The organism is Bradyrhizobium sp. STM 3843 (genome assembly GCF_000239815.1).
In the GTDB taxonomy this organism is placed as follows: domain Bacteria; phylum Pseudomonadota; class Alphaproteobacteria; order Rhizobiales; family Xanthobacteraceae; genus Bradyrhizobium.
In genome coordinates this window covers 1-22,888 of record NZ_CAFK01000165.1, presented here as the reverse complement: position 1 = coordinate 22,888, position 22,888 = coordinate 1, and the positions used below count along the sequence as shown (strand labels likewise).

Sequence of the window (22,888 nt, the reverse complement as noted above, 5' to 3'; positions counted from 1 at the left end):
CCGGACGTCTGCAATCCGGGGACCATAGGCCGGTTGTGACCCAATTGCGACATCAAACGGCATCGCATGCTACGACGCCACACGTGGTTCGGCCCTACCAACGTAGCCGGTTAAACCGGCACGATGCCTCCTCACCTTCTCCTGCTGTGAATCGGAACTCGGCGAGCATCCGGCTGGCCAACCGTTCGTCGAGCGGCCCAAACCGCAGGCTCGAAATTCTCCGCGCTAGCGGCGAGGCTTTGGCGAGTCTCGTCCGAGCCTTTAACTCGGCTCAATCCATTGGGATGGATTCGAGACGTACATAGTTCCGCGCGTCAAGAAGGCGGACAATTCAAGTCCCACGCCTAAAACCGGCAAATCAAGCACGATGACGCCCGAGCCCTTGGCTGCCTCGAGTCCTCCGTACAGCGTGTGGAGTGCACTTCGTACGTTCTGAAGCAACCCAATAGCCGTAAAGGTCTTTCGCGCATTCAGCGCGGGCGCCACGTATCGACCGTTCTTGAAACCATCGATGAAGTACTTGCTTTGATGGATTGCTTGCAGCGCCGATTTCGAGACTAGCTTTTCGGTAAAGGCGACGTTGACGCCCCAGTCGTTTAGGGGTTTACGGTGCAACTCATATGGAACCGTGAAGCCAAAACCGAGAACAGCAACGGCCCCGCCGCTGCCTCCAAGACCCAGTCCCCACCGGCTGCTAATGATCTGGAGATCGAAGGTCTCCAGATCTCCCAGGTTCACGACGTACGCGGTCGTGCTCTCGACGCCGCCGATCAACAACTGTCCACCAGACTTGACGCCGAAGCCAAGCCAACGCTTGTAGGATTTGTGTTCCACCGGATCTATTTGAGGTTTCGGCTGAGGCGGCGGTGGTGGCGGGGGCGGCGGCGGGCTTGGTTTATTCCAAACCGAGATGATGACAGCACGCCAGCTTTCGTTTTCCACCCCATCCTTTTCGCCTGCATACATGGCCGCGCGTTCGCCCTTCGCCACCTCGAGCGCAATCTTGAAATTGTTGGGCACCTGCTTGCGAAGGAAATCAATGACGGTCCGCAGCCTGTTCTGCGATAATTGCATGTTGAAATCGTCGCTGCCGGTACGACTTGCAAGCCCTATGATTGTCAGGCTTCCTCCGTCCCTCAGCTTCGGCGCGACGACACTCATCAGCCAATTGGAATGTTCCGGCTTGATGGCGAACTTGCCGACTTCAAAATTGAACAACTTCGCCGCAATCGTATCTGGTGCCTGCGATCTGTACTCCTGGATTTTCCCGGGCGACGCCATGTTGATTATCTCCCAAGGAGAGGCCGACTGAGGAACGGGTAGAACTCAGATTGAAAGATCCGCTTATGAATGGGTCGCTCCGGACTTTATGTCGGTTCATCGTCGCCCTCAGATTCCCGCCAGCTACTCGGACGTGCCATCGACGCCGAAGTTGGTGAAGGCGAAGCAATAGGACACTTCGTAGTTTTCAGCGGAATGAGCGGGCGTTGGTTTCGTCGCGATGCCGCCGCGAAGCTATTCTGCCGCCGCCCGTTTATTTGTGCGTGCCTTGGGAATGCCTCACTACGCAAATCGGCATGGTTCAGCCCTGACGGGCTTCCCCGGAATGACGATGGGCTGTGACGCCGTCGGCTAACCTAACGCCCGACGTTGCGCACCGTCCGCCCCGACGTCATCGAGAACCTGCGGCATCGGCATCACGATGATCTGGCCGTTGGAGGCGATCTCGATGCCGCGCTCCTGGAAGCGGCGCTTCATGCGGCGGTTGAACTCGCGCTGCACCGGCCAACGGCCAGAATCGGTGCAGCGGATCTGGCCGACCAATGTCGCCATCGACCCATCGACCTTGTCGACGCCCCACAATTCGAGATCGCTGCGGATCGCTGCACGATATTCGGGCTCGCGGCGCATCTCGGCGACGATGTCCTTGAGGATCTCGCCGGCGCGATCGGTATCCTCCTTGTAGGCGACGCTGACGCTGACCGCCGCGTTGCCGGCGCCGCGGCTGGAATTGGTGATCGTGGTCACGGCGCTGAACGGCACGATGTGGACGGCCCCATCGGCGGCGCGCAGCCGGATGGTGCGGATCGAGACGTTCTCCACCGTCCCCGACAGCCCGGCGACGGAGACGACATCGCCGACCTGGACACCATTCTCGAGCAACAGGAACAATCCGGTGATCAGGTCCTGCACCAGCTTCTGCGAGCCGAAGCCGATGGCGATGCCGACGATCCCTGCGCCGGCAAGCAGTGGCGCGACGTTGACGCCGATCTCGCTCAGCGCAGTCAGGCCGACGACGGTGACGATCAGGCACAACAGCGCCGTCCGCAGCATCGGCTGGAACGTGCGCAGGCGCGCCGCCCGTACGTAATGGCCCTCGTGCGACAGCACGTCGATCTGACGCTCCATCAGGGCATTGCTGATTTCCCAGATGGCGGCAGCCGCGAGTGCTGCGACAGCCACGGTGGCGAGCGCGGAGAGAAGGCGGCTGCCGATCTGGCCGCCATAGAACCAGACCACGGCGTCAACGCCCCAGACTTCAAGCACGGCAACCAAGCCCGCAAACGCGATGATGGCGGCGACGATCCGGCGCAGCAGCGGCAGATAGCGGTTGGCGCGCGTCTCGAGTCCGGGGAAGCGCTGCAGGATTTCGGGCCGGATCGAGAAGCCGCGATCGATCACGCTGAGCACGACCATCGTCAGCAGGCGGGTGACCAGGATCACCGCGATGGTGCCGACGAAATATTGCAGCATCAGCGAATAGCCGTTGCGGATGTTGAGCGCCCACACCGCCCACAGCGCCATGTCGAAGGCAATCGCGAAGTAAGGCCACAGCGCCGCGGCGCGATTGCGCGCGCGCGCCGCAATCCCGACCTGACCGAACGGCGCCCGGATCAGATCCGCGACCTGGCGGCGGCACTGCAGGATGATGATCGCGACGAACAGGTGCACGACCAGCATCACCAGCCGCAACAGGCCCCAATAGCCGGCGCGGTGCAGCCCGAGCAGCAGCGCCACATTGGCAAAGCAGATACCAGAGACGGCCACCGCGACGATGCGGCGCGCCCAGATCTCAATATAGGCCGCGGTTTCGCCGCGGACGCGGATCAGACCGAACGGACCAAACAGCGCGCGCACCGCGCAGATCAAGCCACGCGACAATGCATAAGCGTTGACGACGGCCAGAATCACGAGGCGCACGGTCGGCTGATCGCCGATCCCTGTGCCTAGCAGCGAGGTCGCAACGGCAACGAAGACGAGCACCGGCAAGAGTTCGAGCATGAGCCGCGCAAGGACGAAGGGCAGCCGGACGACGGACTGCCAGACCCGCACCAGCGACAGACGGCGGCGCTGCGGCGCCGGCTCTTCGAAAACGTCGGCCGCCGAGGACGGCGGATCCGCAATCATCACGGCCCGGGCCGGCGCACGCGCAGCCTGTGGGATGCGCTGCTCCAGATAGGCGAGAGGCCGCCTGATCAGTCGCACGCCGACCCATTCGGCCGCCAAGCCGCAGCCGAGCACCAGCGCGAGCTTCCAGGCGATGTCGATGAGCTGATTGTAGGCCAAGGGATCGTTGGCGGTGCGGATGAACCACCAGTAGAACGCCTTGAAATGGGTCAGCGTGCGCACGACCTCGGCGATATCCTGCGAAATCTCGGTCACCTGCTCCGAGACGGCGAGCAGCAGCTGCGCGCCGAGACTGTCCGCGCTGAGCGGGATCGCCGGTTTCTCCTCCGGCGCAGGCTGTTGCGGCTGGCCGGCGGTGGAAGTTGCGGCCGCTGAAGTCGCCTGTGCCGGCGGCGAGACATTGGCGATTGCACGCAATGCCTCGATCATCTGCGTGCGCTTGGCGTCGTCCTGCAGCGTGTCAAGCGCGCGCCGCGCCTGCTCGGGTGTCAGCACCTCATTGGCGTGCGCCGCGGCAGGCGGTGGAGCACTTTGTGCGAGGGCCGGAGAAGCAAGGACAGTGACAGCGAACAGGATCGCGACGAGAGATCGATGCGCCACGCGGGCCTCTTCGAAAAAATGCGATTTGAGGCTCCGGGAACCGGAGCCGCTCTCGCCATGCGTCATGTCGGAGATACACCTTTTCGTCGCCGCCATGTGTCGGAAGTTTGCCGACGTCACGACATTATGTTGGCATTTGCCTCCACCTTCCGACGCCAACTACAAACATCCGCTGCTCACGAGCATTTTACCAATCGTGTTACGAATCGGCATCTCACATGCTGATTCCACACATCATGTTCAGCACGATATGAAGTTCGGCGACATCCAGTGGGCGCAGCACGACGGCGCGCCACCAGCCGTCCTGATGACGGCAGCGCCGCGCGGTGAGAGCGGGGTGTCGCTGCTGCGAACGCGCTTCGCGAAGGCCGCCTATTTCAACGGGACTGCGCACCAGCATCTGATCTTCCTGCAGCTGTCGCCGCGCCAGCGACTGAATTGCCGGATGGGAGGACGCGGGCTCGTGCACGAGCCGAGCTACGGCGCGCTCGCGATCTGCCCAGCCGGGATCGACTGCTCGGTCGAATCCGAAGCGGACATGGACACGCTGCTGCTCACCGTCGACCCTCGCCGGCTCACCCTGGCTGCTGCGGAAGCTGACGTGCCGCAAGGCCGACTGACCGAGCGCCTGTCAGGCTATGACGCGGAGCTACTTGCAATCGTCAGGCGGCTCGTGGCGGAGACGCGGGCCGACTATCCCAATGGCCCGCTGTTCTGGAGCGAGATCAACGACGCGTTCATGAGCCGCCTCGTCGACACTCACATGTCGTCGCCCACGCGTCCCTCGCGCGGCATCATTGGCGCGCCCACGCTGCAACGGATCAGGGACTATGTCACCGCACATCTGGCTGAGCCGATCGAGGTGGCCGAGCTTGCCGGTCTCGCCGGTCGCAGCCCGTTTCACTTCACACGTGCGTTTGCGCGCAGCGTGGGCATGACCCCGCATCGCTACGTGGTGCATCTTCGGCTCCAGGCGGCGGTCGCACGGATTCGTGAAGGACGGACGCGACTTGCCGACATCGCCGCGGACACCGGCTTCTCCGACCAAAGTCATCTGTCGCGTTGGATCCGGCGCGTTCACGGCGTTGCGCCGTCCGATATCGGCCTCTGATTGGCTTCCGCAAAACAGCAGGAATCTTCACGATCGTTGCGCGCAATGCTCGATAGATGAGCGTGCGCCGAGACCGGCGCATGACTTGCGGCATGAATTGCGACTTGGAGATCACCTGTGAGCGAACTGTCCGAACAAGCGGCGCTGAAATATGGCTCTCATTTGGCCGACCGGATTTTCCGGCCCGACAGCGCAGGCTATGACGCCGCGATCCGGATCTGGGCCAAGCCCGTCAGCGATGGCCGCCCGCACGTTGTCATCCGCTGTCAGACGGCCAGCGATGTTCAGGCCGCGATCCGTATTGCGCGTGAGCACGATTTGCCGCTCTCGGTTCGCTGTGGCGGCCACGACTGGGCGGGCCGGGCGCTTTGCAACGGCATCGTGATCGATCTTGGTGGCATGCGGCAGGTCAGTATCCTGCCCGGCAACCAGCGTGTGGAGATCGGAGGCGGCGCATTGGCCGCCGATGTCGCCGCCATCACCGATCCGCAGCACCGCGCGGTGGCCGCCGGTTCTGTCGGCTGCGTCGGGATGGCGGGCCTGACGCTCGGTGGCGGCTATGGCCCGTTCATCGGGCGCTGCGGCCTGGCACTCGACAATCTGCTTGCCGCGGAGGTCGTGCTCGCCGACGGACGGATCGTAACCACCGATGCGGAGAACCATCCGGAGCTGTTCTGGGCGCTGCGCGGCGGCGGCGGCAATTTCGGTGTCGTCACCAGAATGCAGCACCGACTTCATGAATGCCCGGGCCTATGGTCCGGCATGCTGATCTATCCGATTGGCGAGGCTGCGACCGTGCTAGCTGCCGCGACTGCGCTCACGGCAGCAGGCCCGGACGCTCTTTCGGTGCAGTTCGTGTTGGCGGCCGATCCGACCGGCGCGCCCATGGTCGTCGTTGTGCCTGCCTGGTGCGGCGATCCTGCGGACGGCCAGAGATGGCTCGCGCCGTTTCTCAAGCTCGGCACCCTCATTGCCGGCAGCATTGCGCGACAATCCAATGGCATGTTCCTGGCGGCCTTCGATGCGCAGATCGTCAATGGACGGCGCACCTATATGGAAACCTGCTCGCTTCCAGCGTTCGATCGCACAGCCATCGAAGCGTTCGTTCGGGCCATGGCGATCGCGCCCTCTCCGGGATGCATGCTGGTGACGCACGAGTTCAAGGGCGCGGCCTCGCGCGTCGCATCCGATGCCACCCCATTTGCACTGCGCCGCGACCATGTGCTGGTGGAGATCGTCGCGGCGTTTGACGACCGCGGCAATCCGGACGACGAACGCGCGCATTCCCAGTGGGCGCGGCGCACGCGCGAGAGCTTTGCCACTGCATTGGCGGGTGGCTATCCCAACCTGTTGGCGCGATCCGAGACTGCGCGCGCTGCGGCGAGCTATGCCGACAACAGCGCGCGATTGCTGGGCGCGAAGACCAGGTATGATCCCGACAATTTGTTCTCGTCGGCGATCCCACTGCCGTCGCGCACCTGACTAACCGTCAGCTCGCCGCCGCGTGCTGTGCCACCATCTCCTCATCCGCCGCCTTCACCCGCTGGAACGCCGGACGCGCGGTCATCCGCTCGGCATAGCTGACGAACACATCGCGCTTCGGCACCAGGCCGAACATCAACGTCCAGCTGAAGGCGGTGCCCCAGAGGACATCGGCCGCGGTCATGCGTTCGCCGAACAGATAGGGTCCCTCGGCGAGTCCTTTGGCGAGCTGCGCCTCCAGCGCGCCGAGCATCGTGTCGTAATCGGCATACGGCGACTGCGTGACCGGCGCCGGCGTGCGCTGCATGAAGCGGTCGATCAGCGCCGGCTCGAACGACGAGCCATAATAGGCGATCCAGCGCAAATAAGGTCCGCGCAGGGGATCGTCGAGCGCGGGCGTCAGCCCTGCCTCCGGGAACAGATCGGCGAGATAGATATAAACCGCGACCTGCTCGGTCACGAGCTGGCCGCGATGGCTGACCGCCGGCACCTTGCCGAGCGGATTGACGGCGAGATAGGCCGGCTGGCGCTGCTCGCCCGCCTTCATGTTGAGGACATGCAGATCATAGGGCGCGCCGAGCTCCTCCAGCAGCACGCGGGTGCCGGTGGCGCGGGTCTGTGGCGCATAATACAGGGTGATGCGGTCGGCCGATGTCATGGGCGGTCTCCTCTTGTCGTCTTAAGGGACTTCGTTGTGCCACCCCATACCTGACATCCTGTGTCAGGTATGGTTTAACGGGTCATGCGCGCGAGCCGGCTGCTCTCCATCCTCACCACCTTGCAGGCCCGGGGCCGGGCCACCGCGCCCGAGCTGGCCGAAGCCTGCGAGGTCTCGGTGCGCACCATCTATCGCGATGTCGATGCGCTCGCAGCGGCCGGCATTCCGGTCTATGCCGAGCGCGGTTCCGAAGGCGGCTTCCGCCTGCTCGACGGCTATCGCGTACGCCTGAACGGTTTGTCGCCGACCGAGGCCGACGCGCTATTCATGGCAGGCCTCCCGGGGCCGGCCGCAGCACTCGGTCTCGACGGCGCGATGAATGCGGCGCAAGCCAAGCTCGTGGCGGCGCTGCCGGCCAGCCTGCGCCCCAACGCGAGGCGGATGCAGGCGCGCTTTCATCTCGATGCGCCGGCTTGGTTCGGCGAGGCCGAGGAGCCGCAGCATTTGCGGATGATCGCCGATGCGCTGCTGGCCGACCGGGTGATCGACATCCGTTACCAGAGCTGGCGGGCGGAAAAGCGCCGCCGCCTCGCCCCGCTCGGGCTCGTGCTCAAGAGCGGCAGCTGGTATCTCGCCGGCCAGATCGACGGCACCGTGCGCACCTATCGCGTCGCACGCATCCTCGATTGCAGCGCGCGCGACGAGACCTTCGCGCCGCCCTCGGATTTCGATCTCGCCGCCTATTGGCACACAGCCACCGAACGACTCGAGGCCGAACTGCACCCGAACGAAGCCAAGGTGCGGCTGTCGCCGCGCGGCGTGAGGCTCCTGGAGGTCGTGAGCCAACCTTATGTCAGGGCGCGCACGCGCATCTCGGAAACGGCTGATGCCGATGGCTGGCGCATCGCGACGATCCCGATCGGCATGACGGCGTGGCACGCGGCGACCGAATTGCTGCGCTTCGGCCCGGATGCCGAGGTGCTGGAGCCTGCCGGCCTGCGCGACATGATGGCTGAACTCGCGCGCGCGATGGCGGAGCGCTACCGCTGACATCAGCTGGACGGCAGGTCCTCATGCCCGCTGTCCTGTTATCACCCTTCACAGCGATGTGAGCCGGGCTGCCGGCGCGCGCCAACGGTCTCTCTGAAACCTTTGGGCATCCCAATATTTGCTTCAGCCGAAAGGTGCTTTCGGTTTTTCGCCCCTAATCATGCAGGCGGGCGAGAAGCATTTGAAACCGGAACGATCACCGCGCCATGCATCAGCAGTGCGGTCGCGGTCCGCTCGTTCATGTATCGCTTGGAGCATCAACATGACCCGACCATTCCTTGCCGCGGCGATCGGCGCCGTCGTCATCTCATTCTCTGCGGCGTCGCTGGCCAGCGCGCACGACGCAACAGCCGCATCCGAACGCGCACGAGCTACCAAACCAATGCGCGTCAAACATCCTGCGCGGGACTATCCGCGATGGAGCTATAACCGGCTGGAGACGGCCCCCGAGCCGGTTTCGCCGCCGGTCAATCTGTTCGAGAGAGGCAGGGCACCAGCGCAGCCCGGGCAATGGTGAGCTAATCCGCGGAGGCACCAACGAGAGCCGCCGCGCCACAACATGTCTCTGATGGATTGCGCCCGACTGGCGTTTCCAATTGTTGCTGACGTCGCTTTCTCGTCCCATTTTCTGGCGGCCTTCCACGTCGAACTGATCGATGTCGGCGCTGGCGCCATCATGCGGTGCACAGTTCGTAGATGTGCATCGCATGATGATGCGCGCGTGCACTTCCGGCCCCGTCGGTTCCACGTTAGGCTGATCAGATAAATAAAACGGGGAGGACAATAATGAGTACTTATGCTGCGAACGACCTCGCACGATCCGATGCCGTGAGCTCAGACCGCGGCCTCGCCATCCGCGCCGGCCTGATGGGTGGCCTGCTCGGCGGCGTCATCATCTGGATCTACGAGGCCATCGTCTGGGTCGGTGTACAGCATCTGATGCCGCTCGCAGGCATTCCGCGCAATGCCACCGGGCTTGTGTTCGGCAAGGGCGTGCAGGATTCGCTGGGAGCCATTGCCTATGTCGTCGGCACCGGCATCCACTTCGTGTTCGCACTGGCCTGGGGTGTCGTGTTCGCGCTGATCTGGCCGTATTTCCGTCGCCGCGGCTATGAGGCGACGCTGGTGGCGCTGTTCTTCGCCGTGATGCTCTGGATCGTGATGCACGTCGCCATCGCGGTCGTGTCGAGCAATCATCCGGACTATCTCGATCCCATGGTGATCATCGGCGGCTTCATGTCGCATTTCTTCTATGCGGTGCCGCTTGCGCTTTATGTGAAGCACCGGCTCGGGTAGCCGCACCTACATCACCACCGGCTCGTCCGGCAGCTCGTTCGGGCTGCCGGCATGCGGCGGGAAATGCCTGGCCAGTTCACGCGATACCGCCGCGACGCCGGCGATGACGCCATGCTCGAACCGGCCGTGGCGGAAATCCTGCTCCATCGCGCGGCAGATGCGTTCCCAGCCATCCTTGCCGACCCGAGCGTCGATGCCGCGGTCGGCGACGATCTCGACATCGCGGTCGGCAAGCAGCAGATAGATCAGGACGCCGTTGTTCTGAGCGGTGTCCCAGATCCGCAGATGCGCGAACAGATCCAGGGCACGTTCGCGCGCCGGCTGGTCGCGGAACAGCGGCCTGCCGTCCAGCGCGCCTTCGACCACGAAGCGCACCTGTCCCGAGTGGGTGGTCTCGGCCGTCGTGATCGCCTGCGCGATGCGGTCGCGCATGTCGGACGGGAACACGCGTCGCACCCGCCAATGATGCTCGAGCAGATGCCGCAGAATGCGCGTGATGCTCATGTTCGCCAGCCCATCCCGTCACCAGCTTCCCGAGGCGCCGCCGCCGCCGAAACTGCCGCCACGCCCGGAAAAGCCGCCATCATCGGATCGGCTGCCGCCGCTGCTCCAGCCGCCCGACGACGAGCCGCCTGACCAGCCGCCGCCATAACCACGCCCCGGCGGCCCGAACGAGCTGAGCGCGTCTGCAAACATGGCGACGACGAAGCCGACGATGCCGACCAGAAAAGCTGCGGCCAGCGAGCCCGCGATGGCCCATGCGATCACACCAACCACGCCGCCGGTCGCGATCGCCCCCAAGAACCGGCCGAGGATCGCGCGAAGGAAGCCGGCAACGAAGATTGCGCCGACCAGGACAAAGGGCGCCAGCGAGCTGATATTGTCCCAATCCAGATCGACGCCATGCGAGGCCTGCGGCTCCGGCGCCGGCAGTGTTTCGCCGTTGGCAACGGCAATGATGCGGTCGATGCCGGCGTTGATGCCGCCGGCAAAGTCCCCGGTTCTGAACTTCGGGGTGATGTCCTCGTCGATGATGCGCCGGGACGTGACGTCGGTCAGGCTGCCTTCCAGGCCGTAGCCGACCTCGATCCGCACCCGGTGGTCGTTCTTGGCGACCACGAGCAGCGCGCCGTCGTCGATCTTCTTGCGCCCGATCTTCCAGGCTTCCGCGACGCGGATCGAGAACTGCTCGATGGTCTCGGGCTGCGTGGTCGGCACGATCAGCACCGCGACCTGGCTGCCTTTGTGCGTCTCCAGATCCTTCAGCTTGCTGTTCAGGCCCGCGATGTCGGAGGCCGACAAGGTGCCGGTCTGATCGACCGCGCGGCCGGTGAGCTGCGGCACCGCGACGTCGGCGAAGGCTGACGCGAGACATGCGACGCACAGAAGGAGCGCCGCGACGAGTGTCCTCGCTGCCGGGATTGCGCGCACGGTCGCCCCGCTCCGAACTATTTCGCAGGTGCCGGTGCGGGCACGTTGAAATCGACCTTGGGCGCCACCGAGATCTCGCGCTCGTTCTCGACCGTGAAGTTCGGCTTGTCCTTGTAGCCGAACATCATCGCGGTGAGATTGTTCGGGAAGGTGCGGATCGAGACGTTATATTCCTGCACCGACTTGATGTAGCGGTTGCGCGCCACCGTGATCCGGTTCTCGGTGCCCTCGAGCTGAGACATCAGGTCGCGGAACAGCGCATCCGACTTCAGCTGCGGATAGTTCTCGGTGACGACCAGCAGCCTCGACAGCGCACTGGTCAGCTCGCCCTGCGCCTGCTGGAACTTCTGGAACGCGGCCGGATCGTTGATCACCTCCGGCGTCGCCTGGATGCTGCCGACCTTGGCCCGCGCATTGGTGACCCCAAGCAGGACATCCTTCTCCTGCTGGGCGAAACCCTTGACCGAGTTGACCAGATTGGGAACGAGGTCGGCACGCCGCTGATACTGGTTGACGACCTCGGACCAGGCGGCCTTGACCTGCTCGTCATTGCCCTGGATCGCGTTGTAGCCGCAATTGGTCAGGCTCAACGTCATCAATGCCGCCAGCACGGTCCAAAATCTGCGCATCGCGCTCTCCCCTTGTCCCGGATCTCCGGGCTCTCACAGCACAGGTTGAGCGGAGACGCAATGAGGGGCCGCAACAGGACGCCATGACCTCAGGCCGGGCGACTATTTTCCGGAGTCGCGGTCGGTCGACGTCTTGACCATGGGATTCGGACGCATGGCGCGCGCCAGGGCCATCAAGGCCTCGCTTCCCCGTTCCATCGCCACCGCGCACACCGGATTGAGCCGATCGGTGTGAGCGGCCAGGCAGGCCACGATCCGGCCCTCGCCGGGTGTCACATCCGGGCAGAGCCGGACGCGGTCCGACATGCAGGCCGCGACGCCGGCACGGAACGTCGCGAGGCGCTTCGCGTCATCGACACCCGGCTCGGCGGCAAACGCCGGAAATGCGATCGCTGCCAGCACCACGGCACCCAGATACGTCCTGATCGACGACATGTCCCTGTCTCCCTCGGTTCGGCTTGGCCCCTGTGTGGGCGTCCACCGCAGCCTCACGGAGCGAGTTTGCGGCGGCATTGCAAAGGGAGCGGCCGAACGTAACGATTTGTATCGAGGCGCCGCGGCGGCTTGCCCGGCGGGCGCCTCTGTTCCTATGGTGCCGCCCATGAACAACCGGCCGCACATCCTGATCATCGAGGACGACATCGAGATCCGCAGCCTGCTGCGGGACTACCTGTCGCGCGAGAATTTTCGGGTCGAGGTCGGCGACGGCGGCGCGGCGCTGGATCGTTTTCGCGCCACCTTCGGCGAGCCCGATCTGGTCGTGCTCGACATCATGCTGCCGGGCGAGGACGGGTTGTCGATCTGCCGGCGGCTGCGCGCGTCGTCGCGGGTGCCGATCCTGATGCTGACCGCCAAGGGCGACGACGTCGACCGCATCATCGGCCTCGAAATGGGCGCCGACGACTATCTGCCCAAGCCGTTCAATCCGCGCGAGCTCGCCGCCCGCATCCGCGCCATCCTGCGCCGCGCCGAGCCGCCGCCGATCGAGAGCCGGCGCTTTGTCGTCAACGGCACGCTGAGCGCCGATCTCGACAAGCGCGAGGTGACCGACGGCGACGGCAATCAGGTGGCGCTGACGTCCGCGGAGTTCGAGCTGCTCAGCTGCTTCCTCACCCGGCCGAACCGCGTGCTGTCGCGCGAGCAGCTGATGGACTGGACCCGCGGCCGGCAGGCCGATCCGCTCGATCGTACCATCGACGTGCAGGTGAGCAGGCTGCGCAAGAAGATCGAACGCGACGGCGAGCTGATCAAGACGGTGCGCAGCGCCGGCTACATCTTCACGGGCACCGTGAAGGAATCTTGAGAGATGCTCGGCCGGCTCGGCTTCGCAGGACGCCTGATGGCGATCGTGCTGTTCGCGCTGCTCGCCTTGTGGGCGGCGGGCCTCGCCTGGCTGTTCGTCAGCGAATCCCGCGAGGACCTCATCGTCCGGATATTCCCGTTGCCCGAGCAGGTGACCGGCATCGTCGAGCTGATCGAAAAGACCGAGCCGTCCGAGCGCGCCGCCGTGCTGAAGGCGGTCAGCTCCGACCGTCTGCATGTCACCATCACGCATGAGCTGCCACAGCCGGCGGTCGGCATGCGGCGGCTGCCGATCGTCGAACGTTTCCTGTCGCTCTATCTTAGCGCATTGCAGCCGCGCGAGGTGGTCGCGCTCGGCTATCGCAACACGATGCCGCGCTGGAGCGAATGGCACCTTGGCGACTACTGGCGCGCGACCCAGCGTTCGATCCGCTTCGCGGTCTCGCTGCGCAGCGGCGACTATGTCGCGTTCGAGGCGGTCGGCCCGGTGGCGCGGCGGCTGTTCGGTTGGCCGCCGGGATTCGGCATCGGGCTACTCGGCGCATTCATCGGCATCGCCGCTGTCATCGCGATCGCGCGCGAAGCACGGCCCTTGCGCGCGTTGAGCAGGTCGCTCGAGCAGTTCACCGGCAACGGCTCCACGTTGCAAGTGAAGCCGGCCGGCGCGCCGGAGATCAGGAAACTGATCACCGCGGTCAACGAGATGCAGGAACGCATTTCAGAGCTGGTGCGCGGTCGCACGCTGCTGCTCGGCGCGGTCTCGCATGACCTCAAGACTTACATCACCCGGCTGCGGCTGCGGATCGAGCGGCTGCCCGACGAGGAGCAGCGTGACAAGGCCGCCGCCGATCTCGACGAGATGACGCGGCTGCTCGACGATGGGCTTGCGGTGGCCCGCGGCGGCTTCGCGACGGCGCAGCACCGGCCAGTCGATCTGCGCGCCCTGCTCGCCAGCATCGTCGAAGACCAGCAGCACACCGGTGCTGCCATCCGCGCCGAGCTCGGCGATGATCCCCTGGCGATCAAGGCCGAACCGGTTGCCGTGCGGCGGCTGTTCGTCAATCTGGTCGAGAACGCATTACGGTTTGCGCCGCATTGCACGGTGCGGCTGCTGCGCGATCAGGGCGCGGTGGTCGCCATCGATGATGACGGTCCCGGCATTCCGCCAGAGGCGCGCCAGGCGGTGTTCCAGCCGTTCTTCCGCCTGGAGACCTCGCGCAGCCGTACCACCGGCGGCAGCGGACTCGGGCTTGCCATCGTCAAACAGATCGCCGACGCCCTTGGCGCGCGGCTTGCGCTGTCAGACTCGCCCGAGGGCGGATTGCGGGTGACGGTGGCGTTCGCGGAGAATGCGTAGTCGCGGCGAGCAGTGCTCAGCGGCGATCGAATCCATAAAGCTTTAGCTGTCGCGTTAGACGCGGCTTCCATTTTTGTCGGTATGGTTTTCCCATCTCGGGGAGAAATCACAGATGGTCCGGTCAGCGGTCTTCAGCGTCGTTGTCGCATGCGCGGTTCTGGGCGCAGAAAGCGGTGCATCATGGGCCAGCGAATGTTCGCTGCCGGAGGTCCAGGTCTCCCCGGAGAGTGTCATCGATCCCTGCTCCAAAGTGATCGCCGACCAGACAAGGCCTGCGGCCGAACGCGGCTACGCGTTGTTCATTCGTGGCATGGGCTATCACAACACCAAACGCTTTGCCCTTGCCGGTCAGGACTATGACGCAGCAATCGAGCTGACGCCGACCAATGAGGAGCTATTGGTTTTCCGCGCCAATATCGCCTTTCGCGCCGGCCGCCATGAGGAAGGTCTGTCATACCTTCAAAAAGCTCTGGCGCTGAATCCATCGAACGGGCACGCGTTGCGAACGGTCGGCGCGCTGAACGAGGACATGGGCGCTGTCGAGGAGGCAAGCCGCTACTACACGCTGGCTCTGGCAGCGGATCCGAAAGATGCCTATGCCCTCCTGTTCCGAAGCAAGATTTATCTGGGGCAACGCCGGTTCGGCGATGCCCTGAAAGATGCCAACGCACTAGTGGCCATTGCTCCCGACGATATCAACCGTCAGGGCTATCTCGACGGAAATGGCGATCGACTCGACTTTCACATCATCGCCCTGAAAGACCGCGCTTATATCTACACCTTGCTCTGGCAGTTCGACCAAGCCGAGCAGGATCTGAATTCCGCCGTCGCCTATCGGCGCTCGGCGGCTTCCTTGGCTGCCAGAGGCAAATTCCTGACCTACCGCCCGGGACGTGAAAAGGATGCCTTCTCCGATCTGCAGGAGGCGATTGCGCTCGGCTCGAAGAGCTACGACACATTCTTTTCACTTGGCTTGCTCCATGCGCGGCTTCGGCAGTTTCAGGACGCGCTCGCGGACTTCGACAAGACTGTCGAGATCGATCCGATGGATGGTGACGCCCGCCGCATGCGGGCTCGCATGCATCGAGAGCTCGATCAATTCGATCTCGCATTTGATGACATGATTCACGCTGTGGCGCTTAGTGAATCGGTGTTGAAGCAAACGATGCCGGCATTGCGCACGGCCGGATATTGGCGATCAAACGATCCGCCCGCCGCGCTGACACCGGAGTTCGCTGACGCGATCCGCGCCTGCATGCTCGATAAGCTCTGCAAATGAGCACGCAAATGACATTCTGCACTCGCCTCGCCGTTGCTGTCGTTCTGATCGCCCAGCTGGTGAGCGCGCAGTGTTTCGCCGATGACGACTTGGGAACTGCCGGTCCGATCCGATCCTTCCACCCGGGCAAATGCAAGCTCGGCTTCGCGGCCAAGCAGAGAGGCGAATGCGACCCGCCGGACGTCCCAGCAAATCTGTCCGCCGATGTTCGTGCTCAGCAACGCGTTGCGCGCGCCCGTCAGCTCATCGACATTGCGCGGCTGCCGCAGGCGGTCCGTGAATTGGATGTCGCGATCATTGAAGATCCGGCCAACACATCTGCCCGCCTGCTGCGCGGCCGGCTGAGGATACCGGACCAGCTCACCGAAGCCGCACGCGACGTCAATCAAGTGCTGGACACCAATCCGGACAATGCCGACGCGTTGGCGACAAAGGCTTTCATCCTCGTCGGTCAGGACGACGAAGCCGGCTTTCATGCAGCGACAAAGGCGCTCGCCCTCAACCCGTCATCCGTCGATGCACTCTGGATCCGTGCATTCGTTTTAACCCGAATGGGCAAGCTGGATCAGGCCGAGACAGATCTGGATGACGCGATTGCGCTCGAGCCCGACGACCCGAGAACGCGCCTCGCGCGTGCCGAACTTCGCCTGCTGACCGGCAAGACTGCGGGCGCCAAGGATGACGTCGATTCCATACTCGCCTCGCACTACGATCTACGCGCTCTGCAGATCCGCGCTGCAATCCAAGCGGCTAACGGTGACGATGCCGGCGCGCTTGCCGACTTGAACAGCGTTCTCGGACCAACGGGGCAGCGGAGCCTCCCCGGTCCCACAAGGCCTGACCTCGTGAACATGTATGTCCAGCGCGCCCTGGTCCTGACCCGAAGCGGAAAGGCGGCGGATGCGAAGCAGGATCTCGAGACCATCGTCACCGTGGGCGGCAGCCGCGCGATTCTGCAGATGCAGGTCTATCTGCGCGGCCACGGGTTTCCGGACGTCAGTCTCGACGGCAAACGATCCGACCAGCTCGATGACGCGTTGCAGGCCTGCTTCATCAACAGTGCCTGCGGACGCGGCATCGCAATTCGCGGATAGCAACAAACTCTTTCCTGAAGCGCGCCCTTCGGCCGCGCTCCCCTGCGCCGACACCCGTGATCAGCTGCCGTTGCGTTCGCGCAGCTACGGCACGAACAGATCCTGCCAGCCTGCAGGCTTGACCTTGATCGAGCCGGCCCCGTGCACGAGAGCACCCCTGGCCCAATTGCGACGCCGCTCCCGCAATTGGTGGGGTGTCGGTTTTTCCCAGCCGCCATTCCTTGCGGGTTCACAACCATCTTGATCCCTGCATCGTTTAGATGGAAATTCGGAGGGCCCAGAAAAGCCGACGGGGAGAGTGCGGATGAAACTTCTCTCGATCGCCAAGGCGCTCGGTCAGCGTATTCGGTACTTCAGGAAGCTTCGGAAAATGTCTCAGGCGTTGCTCGGCGCCCTGATGCACGTCAGCCAGCAGGTCATCGCCAGCTACGAAAGCGGTCGCGCCATGCTACCGGCGATCCGCGTGCCATCCCTGTGCGAAGCGCTCGACATTACGACCATCGAGCTGTTCGCTGGCTTACCGCGCTTCAAGCCGGTTCGCATGGGCCGTCGAGCGCGCCTTACTGCGACCCCGACCCGAGCGGGGCCGATCTAGTGGGACTTCGCGCAAATCTTTGCGAAGCCGGGGACACGTTGCGATCCTCGTCGTTGGCGGCCTCATCATTCTCCCGCTGCTGCAGTTCGTCGGCGTCACCAGCCGCATGCCTCGCGTCACCAGATAGAAGTGGAACCAGCGATAGACGAATATTTCCCCTTTTTGGAACGCCGGCTTCGATTGGCTTCGTCGCTCACGCCCAATGTGACGCGAATAGAGCCATTTGGCCGCGCAGGTCCTCCGTTCGCCACAAACCTCTCGCCTGCCCAAATTCAGGCCTGGCAGACCGTAGCGTGGCCTTCGCCCTTTGCTCCATCTTCGCCGGAATCCCGGCCAGGACGGCCGGGCAGGCGTGGTGAGCAGGGCACGGTGGCCTTCCCGGGCGCAACGTGAGCCGGTCAGCTGCCGTTGCGTTCGCGCAGCTGCGGCACGAACAGATCCTGCCAGCTTGCCGGCTTGACCTTGATCGAACCGGCCCCGTGCATGAAGTCGGCGATCTTCAGGACGCCTTCCGGCGTCGCAGAGAACCAGGTGTCCTTGTCTTCCAGCATCTCCGTCACCTCTTCCTTCGTGGTCTTGACCTTGGCGGTGCGGGCATAGATCTCGGCCGCGGCGGCCTTGTCGCGGGCGATGAAGGCGTCGGCCTCGTCCAGCGCATCGAGGAAAGCCTGCACGACCTTCGGATTGGCGTCGACGAAGCGCTTAGGCGCGAAGGTCACGTCCATGGTCAGGCGCCCCAGAATGTCGACCGAGTTGGCGACGCGGTGGACCTTGGAATCCTTCAGCTCCAGATAGGAAAACGGCGGCGAGGTCAGGTGCGCCGTGATCTCCGTCTTGCCGGAGGTGAGCGCCGCCAGCGCCTCCGGGTGCGGCAGGCCCACCGTCATCGGATCAAGCTTGGCGTAGTTCTCGCGACCGAACTCGTGGGCCACCATCAGCTGCAGCATGACCGCCGACAGCGAGGTCTTGATGCCGGGCAGCGCGATCTTGTCGCTCGACTTGAAGTCCTTCAGCGATTTGATCTCAGGATTATTGCTGTTCATCCACAACGAAGTCGAGCTCAGGCCGCTGACGCCGACCACCTCGACGCTCGGAATGCCCTTGGCCTTGGCCCAAAGCGTGATGAAGCCCGGCGCGCCGGTGCCGGCAATATCCAACGAACCTGCCATCATGGCGTCGTTGATGACATTACCGCCATCGAGCATCAGCCAATTGACTTTCAACGGACCGATCCCGGCCTTCTCGGCCTGCTTCTCCAGAAGCTTCTGGTCCTCCATCACGATCAGCGGCAGATACAGGATGCCGTAACCCTTGGAGATCCGGACTTCCTTGACCTCGGCCTGCGATGGGCTGCCGGCGGCGAGCAGCGCGGCGAGCCCGAGCGCGGCCGCGCCAAGTGATGCTTTCCAGGACATACTTTCCCTCCCTCACGTGATTGACTTTTTAGCTGGTTGTTATGAGTGGGCTAGTGCTGCATGCCCCAGCGCCGGACCGTGTTGCGCTCGATAGTGGCGAAGACGACGTTCTCGACAACCAGGCCGATGATGATGACGGTGAACAGGCCCGCGAACACGTTCGCCGTCTCGAGCTGGTTGCGATTTTCGAAAATGAACCAGCCGAGGCCGCCCGAGCCCGACGACACGCCGAACACCAGCTCAGCCGCGATCAGCGTGCGCCAGGCGAAGGCCCAGCCGACCTTGAGCCCGGTCAGAATGGCAGGAAACGCCGCCGGAATCAGGACGAAGCGCACCAGCTTCAGGCCGCGCAAGCCGTAGTTCAGGCCCACCATGCGCAGCGTGTTGGAGACCGAGCGGAAGCCCGAATGGGTGTTGAGCGCAATCGCCCACAGCACGGAGTGCACAAGCACGAAGATCACGCTGCCCTTGCCGAGCCCGAACCAGATCAGCGCCAGCGGCAGCAGCGCGATCGCAGGCAGGGGATTAAACATCGAGGTCAGCGCCTCCAACAGATCCGCGCCGAGCCGCGAGCCGATCGCGACCGTGGTCAGCACCGCGGCGAGCACGATGCCGACGCCATAGCCGATCAATAGCGTCTCCAGCGACACCAGCGTGCGCGCGGGGATCACGCCATTGCTGATGTTCTCGAAGAAGGCGGCGAGCGTGTCGGTGAAGGTCGGAAACAGCAGGGGATTGCCGAGCCACAGGCCATAGGCCTGCCATAGGCCCGCCAGCGCCAGCAGAATGAAGGCCTTGCGCACCGCACCGATGCGATAGATGCGCTCGAACCAGGACAGGCTTGCCTCGACCCTGACATCGCCGAGCGGCGTATCGGGGTTGACGATTTCGGGACGCAGCGCCAGCGTTTCGCTCATGGACGTCTCCTCCTAATGATGGCCGAACAGCATGTCGTTGATGCGCCCTTCGAGCGCGACCTGCTGCGGCGACCCCATCGCGCTCGACGGGATGCTGTTCAGCTCGGCGCGGACGCGTCCCGGATGCGGCGACAACAACAGGATGCGCGAGCCGATCTTGATCGCCTCCTCGATCGAATGGGTCACGAACAGCACCGTGAAACGGGTGTCCTCCCACAATTGCAGCAGCTCGTCCTGCATCTTGCGGCGGGTCAGTGCATCCAACGCCGCGAACGGCTCGTCCATCAAGAGAACATCGGGCTCCATCGCCATCCCGCGTGCGATGGCAACGCGCTGCTTCATGCCGCCGGACAGCGTGTGCGGATAGCTGTCGATGAATTTCGACAGGCCCACCTTGTCGATATAGGCCCCCGCCCGCTCGCGCGCCTCCGCCGCGCCGACGCGCCCGCTCGCGGTCAGCGCGAAGATGACGTTCTCGCGCACCGTCTTCCAGGGCAACAGCTGGTCGAATTCCTGGAACACCATCATCCGGTCCGGTCCCGGCTCGGTGACGTCGCGCCCCTTCAGACGGATCCGGCCTTCGGTCGGACGCAAGTAACCGCCGATCGCCTTCAACAGCGTGGATTTGCCGCAGCCGGATGGCCCGAGCAGAACAAAACGGTCGGAATTGTAGACGTTGAAATCGACGCGATAGGTCGCGGTGACAAGCGTATCGGGCGTCTTGTATTGAAGCGTCACGCCCTCGACCGAGAGCAAAGGCTCAAATTGAGCCGGCGACTGGAGCATTGTCATCGATCCCTCCCCATGTTGCAGCGCGAAATTTGCCTGGTGCACTTCGGCAACCTTGCTGGAGATGATAGAGGGACGAACTGACGCGAACCTGACTCAGGAGCCGAGGCACGCCGTTGCGGATTTTGTTGGTCGAGGACACACCGGAGATCGGCAGCGCCGTCGTCAACCGCTTCGAGCGGATCGGCTATGCTGTCGATTGGGAAAAAGACGGCCGCACCGCCAGCGAGCTGGTGGAGGTGCAATCCTACGACCTGATCGTGCTCGACGTGATGCTGCCGAACATGGACGGCTTTGCCGTCCTGAAGCATCTACGAGGCCGGGGCCTGCGGACACCGGTGCTCGTGCTCACGGCCCGCTCTGCGGTCGACGACCGCATCAGCGCGCTCGATCTCGGTGCCGACGATTACCTGGTCAAGCCGTTCGACTATCGCGAGCTGGAGGCGCGCGCCCGCGCATTGCTGCGCCGCGCCTCCGGGCTGTCGGACAACACACTGACGATCGGACCGCTGACGATCGACCGCGCGGGCCGGACGGCGAGCGTCGCCGGCCAGCCGCTCGACCTGACCCGCCGCGAGCTGACGGTGCTGGAAATCCTGGCCGCGCGTCAGGGCCGCTATGTGGCCAAGGAAGAACTGGTCGAACAGCTCTTCAGCTTCGACCAGGACCCGAGCCCCAATGCGGTCGAGCAGTTCGTGGCGCGGCTGCGCCGCAAGCTTGCAGGCACTCCTGTTGAAATCCGAACCGAGCGCGGCCTTGGCTACCAGCTCTCAGCGTCTTGAGCCGCCTCTTCGTCAGTTACGTGGCTCGCTGCGGGCGCGGCTGCTGGTCGCGATCGGCGCGATCCTGGCGATCGGTGCCGTCGTTCTCAGCGTCGCCGCCTGGCAATACGCCGCCACGGCGGCGCGCGACGCCTACGACAAGCTCCTGGTCGGCGGCGCGGTGCAGATCGCCGAGAATGTCTATCTGCAAGGCGGCGTGGTCACGCTGGACCCGCCTGCGGCGGCATTTTCCACGCTCTCCGCCTACGATCTCGTGTTCTACCGGGTCACCGATCCGCGCGGCGTCGTGGTGGCCGGCTATGATGATCTCGCAGCGAATGTGTCGGCGGCCGCGTTGCGGACAGGCGTCACATTGAGTGATGGCATCTATCGCGGCCAGAAGGTGCGCGTCGCCGCCGTGGCCCGCCAGATCGACGGGGCGCCGGGCGATGGCTGGGCCGAGATCGTTCTGGCCCAGACGTTGGCCGCGAGAGACGCGCTGACCTGGGATCTGGCGTCGAAGGCGATCGGCATCATTGCCGCGATGAGCGTGCTCGCGCTCGCCGCCACGGCGCTCTGCCTGCGCATCGTCTTCTCACCGCTGACGCGCATCGAGGCCGAAATCGCACGGCGCAAGCCCGACGACCTTAGTCCGATCGCGCTGATGCCCCCGTCCGAAGTGCGCGCGCTGGTCGGAGCCATCGACGGCTTCATGCAACGGCTCGACGAGCGTATCACAATCATGCAGCGCTTCATCGCCGATGCCACGCATCAGTTGCGGACGCCGCTCGCCGCCATCGACGCCGAAGCCGAGCTGCTCAGCTCCGGCGGCGATGAGGTGCCGGCGCTGAAGCGCCTGCGCGAGCGGATCAGCGACCTCGGGCGGCTGACCAGCCAGCTGCTCGACCACGCGATGGTGCAGCACCGGGCCCAGGCGTCGCGCCTTGCGCCGACCGACATCAATGCGCTCGCCAAATCAGTCCTGTCGCAAGCGGTGCCGCTGAGCCTGGACCGCGAAGTCTCGATCGGCTTCGTGCCGTCAGAGGATGAGGCCGTCGTCCCGGCCGATGCGATCAGCGTGCGCGAAGCGCTCGCCAATCTGGTCCACAACGCGCTGGCTCACGGCGCACGGACCCGGCTGATGGTGAAGGTGGAGAAAACGGCGACGCATGTTGCCGTCGTCGTCTGGGACGACGGGCCGGGCATTGCAGCGGACACGGGCGAGCGCCTGCTGGCTCCCTTCCAGAAAGGAGAGCACTCGCGCGGCTCGGGGCTGGGCCTTGCCATCGCCAACGAGGTGGCGCAGGCCCATGGCGGCAGCTTGCGCGTTGCGGGTGGCGCGGGCGATTTCAGTGTGGCGATGGAGTTGCCGCTTAGTTGATCGGAAGCACCGCACGAGATCACAGTTCGTCTTCCTCGCGTGCACACACTCCGAACGCGATTCGAGCTATCAGCGCGACGGCGGTGAGCTCCCCTCCCCCTTGCGGGAGGGGTTGGGGGTGGGGGTCCACGGGCGCTGAATTTCGTTGAGTTTCTTTGATATTTGCAATTCGTCGTTCCAGACGTGAACGAATAAGTGGCTCTCGCTCGATCTGCGACACGCTTACGCCGAAGCGTGCTGCTCACTGTCATCGCTCGTCGAGGAATAACGGGCGCAAGCCTATTCATGCTCCTCTTACAGAACACGACTCGTGGACCCCCACCCCCGACCCCT

22 protein-coding genes are annotated in these 22,888 nt (G+C 64.3%); 12 read left to right on the top strand and 10 right to left on the bottom strand.

The window, feature by feature from the left end; genetic code table 11:
* Positions 1–261: 261 nt before the first annotated feature.
* Positions 262–1,281, bottom strand: a complete 1,020-nt coding sequence (locus BRAS3843_RS17970; RefSeq protein WP_008970402.1) for an OmpA family protein — start codon at positions 1,279–1,281, stop codon at positions 262–264.
* Between the two features lie 351 nt (positions 1,282–1,632).
* A complete protein-coding gene (locus BRAS3843_RS17965; protein WP_035982040.1) occupies positions 1,633–4,008 on the bottom strand; it encodes a mechanosensitive ion channel domain-containing protein in 2,376 nt (791 codons plus the stop codon).
* A 250-nt stretch (positions 4,009–4,258) separates the two neighbouring features.
* Between BRAS3843_RS17965 and BRAS3843_RS17960 the strand changes: the two genes are divergently transcribed.
* Complete coding sequence (locus BRAS3843_RS17960) at positions 4,259–5,119, top strand: AraC family transcriptional regulator (RefSeq protein WP_008970400.1); 861 nt, start codon at positions 4,259–4,261, stop codon at positions 5,117–5,119.
* A 117-nt stretch (positions 5,120–5,236) separates the two neighbouring features.
* Positions 5,237–6,601: an FAD-binding oxidoreductase gene (locus BRAS3843_RS17955; protein WP_008970399.1), complete on the top strand. Its 1,365-nt coding sequence runs from the start codon at positions 5,237–5,239 to the stop codon at positions 6,599–6,601.
* Between the two features lie 7 nt (positions 6,602–6,608).
* On the opposite strand, the gene BRAS3843_RS17950 is transcribed toward BRAS3843_RS17955, so the two are convergent.
* Positions 6,609–7,259, bottom strand: coding sequence for a glutathione S-transferase family protein (locus BRAS3843_RS17950; protein WP_008970398.1), 651 nt, complete (start codon positions 7,257–7,259; stop codon positions 6,609–6,611).
* An 84-nt stretch (positions 7,260–7,343) separates the two neighbouring features.
* On the opposite strand from BRAS3843_RS17950, the gene BRAS3843_RS17945 reads away from it, so the two are divergent.
* The 3 genes from BRAS3843_RS17945 to BRAS3843_RS17940 all read left to right on the top strand — a co-directional run bounded on the left by BRAS3843_RS17945 (position 7,344) and on the right by BRAS3843_RS17940 (position 9,605).
* Positions 7,344–8,309, top strand: a complete 966-nt coding sequence (locus tag BRAS3843_RS17945; RefSeq protein WP_008970397.1) for a YafY family protein — start codon at positions 7,344–7,346, stop codon at positions 8,307–8,309.
* 262 nt (positions 8,310–8,571) lie between these two features.
* Positions 8,572–8,826, top strand: coding sequence for a hypothetical protein (locus BRAS3843_RS40800; protein ID WP_008970396.1), 255 nt, complete (start codon positions 8,572–8,574; stop codon positions 8,824–8,826).
* Positions 8,827–9,095: 269 nt separating this feature from the next.
* Positions 9,096–9,605 carry a hypothetical protein gene (locus BRAS3843_RS17940; RefSeq protein ID WP_008970395.1) on the top strand — a complete coding sequence of 170 codons (510 nt, stop codon included), beginning with the start codon at positions 9,096–9,098 and terminating at the stop codon, positions 9,603–9,605.
* Positions 9,606–9,611: 6 nt separating this feature from the next.
* On the opposite strand, the gene BRAS3843_RS17935 is transcribed toward BRAS3843_RS17940, so the two are convergent.
* The 4 genes from BRAS3843_RS17935 to BRAS3843_RS41585 all read right to left on the bottom strand — a co-directional run bounded on the left by BRAS3843_RS17935 (position 9,612) and on the right by BRAS3843_RS41585 (position 12,100).
* A complete protein-coding gene (locus BRAS3843_RS17935) occupies positions 9,612–10,109 on the bottom strand; it encodes a TPM domain-containing protein (protein WP_008970394.1) in 498 nt (165 codons plus the stop codon).
* A gap of 18 nt (positions 10,110–10,127) precedes the next feature.
* Complete coding sequence (locus BRAS3843_RS17930) at positions 10,128–11,036, bottom strand: YgcG family protein (protein ID WP_008970393.1); 909 nt, start codon at positions 11,034–11,036, stop codon at positions 10,128–10,130.
* Positions 11,037–11,053: 17 nt separating this feature from the next.
* Positions 11,054–11,665, bottom strand: coding sequence for a LemA family protein (locus BRAS3843_RS17925; protein WP_008970392.1), 612 nt, complete (start codon positions 11,663–11,665; stop codon positions 11,054–11,056).
* Between the two features lie 102 nt (positions 11,666–11,767).
* Positions 11,768–12,100, bottom strand: coding sequence for a cysteine rich repeat-containing protein (locus tag BRAS3843_RS41585; RefSeq protein WP_008970391.1), 333 nt, complete (start codon positions 12,098–12,100; stop codon positions 11,768–11,770).
* 166 nt (positions 12,101–12,266) lie between these two features.
* On the opposite strand from BRAS3843_RS41585, the gene BRAS3843_RS17915 reads away from it, so the two are divergent.
* The 5 genes from BRAS3843_RS17915 (at position 12,267) to BRAS3843_RS17895 (ending at position 17,292) form a co-directional block, all read left to right on the top strand.
* The gene (locus BRAS3843_RS17915; protein WP_008970390.1) at positions 12,267–12,968 is read left to right on the top strand and encodes a response regulator; all 702 of its coding nucleotides are present in this window, start codon (positions 12,267–12,269) and stop codon (positions 12,966–12,968) included.
* A gap of 3 nt (positions 12,969–12,971) precedes the next feature.
* Positions 12,972–14,324: an ATP-binding protein gene (locus tag BRAS3843_RS17910; RefSeq protein ID WP_008970389.1), complete on the top strand. Its 1,353-nt coding sequence runs from the start codon at positions 12,972–12,974 to the stop codon at positions 14,322–14,324.
* 112 nt (positions 14,325–14,436) lie between these two features.
* Positions 14,437–15,603: a tetratricopeptide repeat protein gene (locus tag BRAS3843_RS17905; RefSeq protein ID WP_008970388.1), complete on the top strand. Its 1,167-nt coding sequence runs from the start codon at positions 14,437–14,439 to the stop codon at positions 15,601–15,603.
* 8 nt (positions 15,604–15,611) lie between these two features.
* Entirely contained in the window at positions 15,612–16,697 is a 1,086-nt protein-coding gene (locus BRAS3843_RS17900; RefSeq protein ID WP_244425381.1) for a hypothetical protein, read from the top strand.
* Between the two features lie 304 nt (positions 16,698–17,001).
* Positions 17,002–17,292, top strand: coding sequence for a helix-turn-helix transcriptional regulator (locus BRAS3843_RS17895; RefSeq protein ID WP_008970386.1), 291 nt, complete (start codon positions 17,002–17,004; stop codon positions 17,290–17,292).
* Between the two features lie 398 nt (positions 17,293–17,690).
* Here BRAS3843_RS17895 and BRAS3843_RS17890 read toward each other — a convergent pair whose 3' ends face one another.
* The 3 genes from BRAS3843_RS17890 to BRAS3843_RS17880 are packed head-to-tail and all read right to left on the bottom strand — an operon-like array spanning position 17,691 to position 20,416.
* On the bottom strand, positions 17,691–18,707 hold the full coding sequence (locus BRAS3843_RS17890; protein ID WP_008970385.1) for an ABC transporter substrate-binding protein: 1,017 nt from the start codon (positions 18,705–18,707) through the stop codon (positions 17,691–17,693).
* 50 nt (positions 18,708–18,757) lie between these two features.
* On the bottom strand, positions 18,758–19,624 hold the full coding sequence (locus BRAS3843_RS17885) for an ABC transporter permease (protein ID WP_008970384.1): 867 nt from the start codon (positions 19,622–19,624) through the stop codon (positions 18,758–18,760).
* Positions 19,625–19,636: 12 nt separating this feature from the next.
* Positions 19,637–20,416, bottom strand: a complete 780-nt coding sequence (locus BRAS3843_RS17880; protein ID WP_008970383.1) for an ABC transporter ATP-binding protein — start codon at positions 20,414–20,416, stop codon at positions 19,637–19,639.
* 113 nt (positions 20,417–20,529) lie between these two features.
* Between BRAS3843_RS17880 and BRAS3843_RS17875 the strand changes: the two genes are divergently transcribed.
* A complete protein-coding gene (locus BRAS3843_RS17875; protein ID WP_035982031.1) occupies positions 20,530–21,195 on the top strand; it encodes a response regulator transcription factor in 666 nt (221 codons plus the stop codon).
* Complete coding sequence (locus BRAS3843_RS17870) at positions 21,170–22,555, top strand: sensor histidine kinase (RefSeq protein WP_050886459.1); 1,386 nt, start codon at positions 21,170–21,172, stop codon at positions 22,553–22,555. The genes BRAS3843_RS17875 and BRAS3843_RS17870 overlap by 26 nt, the downstream gene beginning before the upstream one ends.
* Positions 22,556–22,888: the final 333 nt, after the last annotated feature.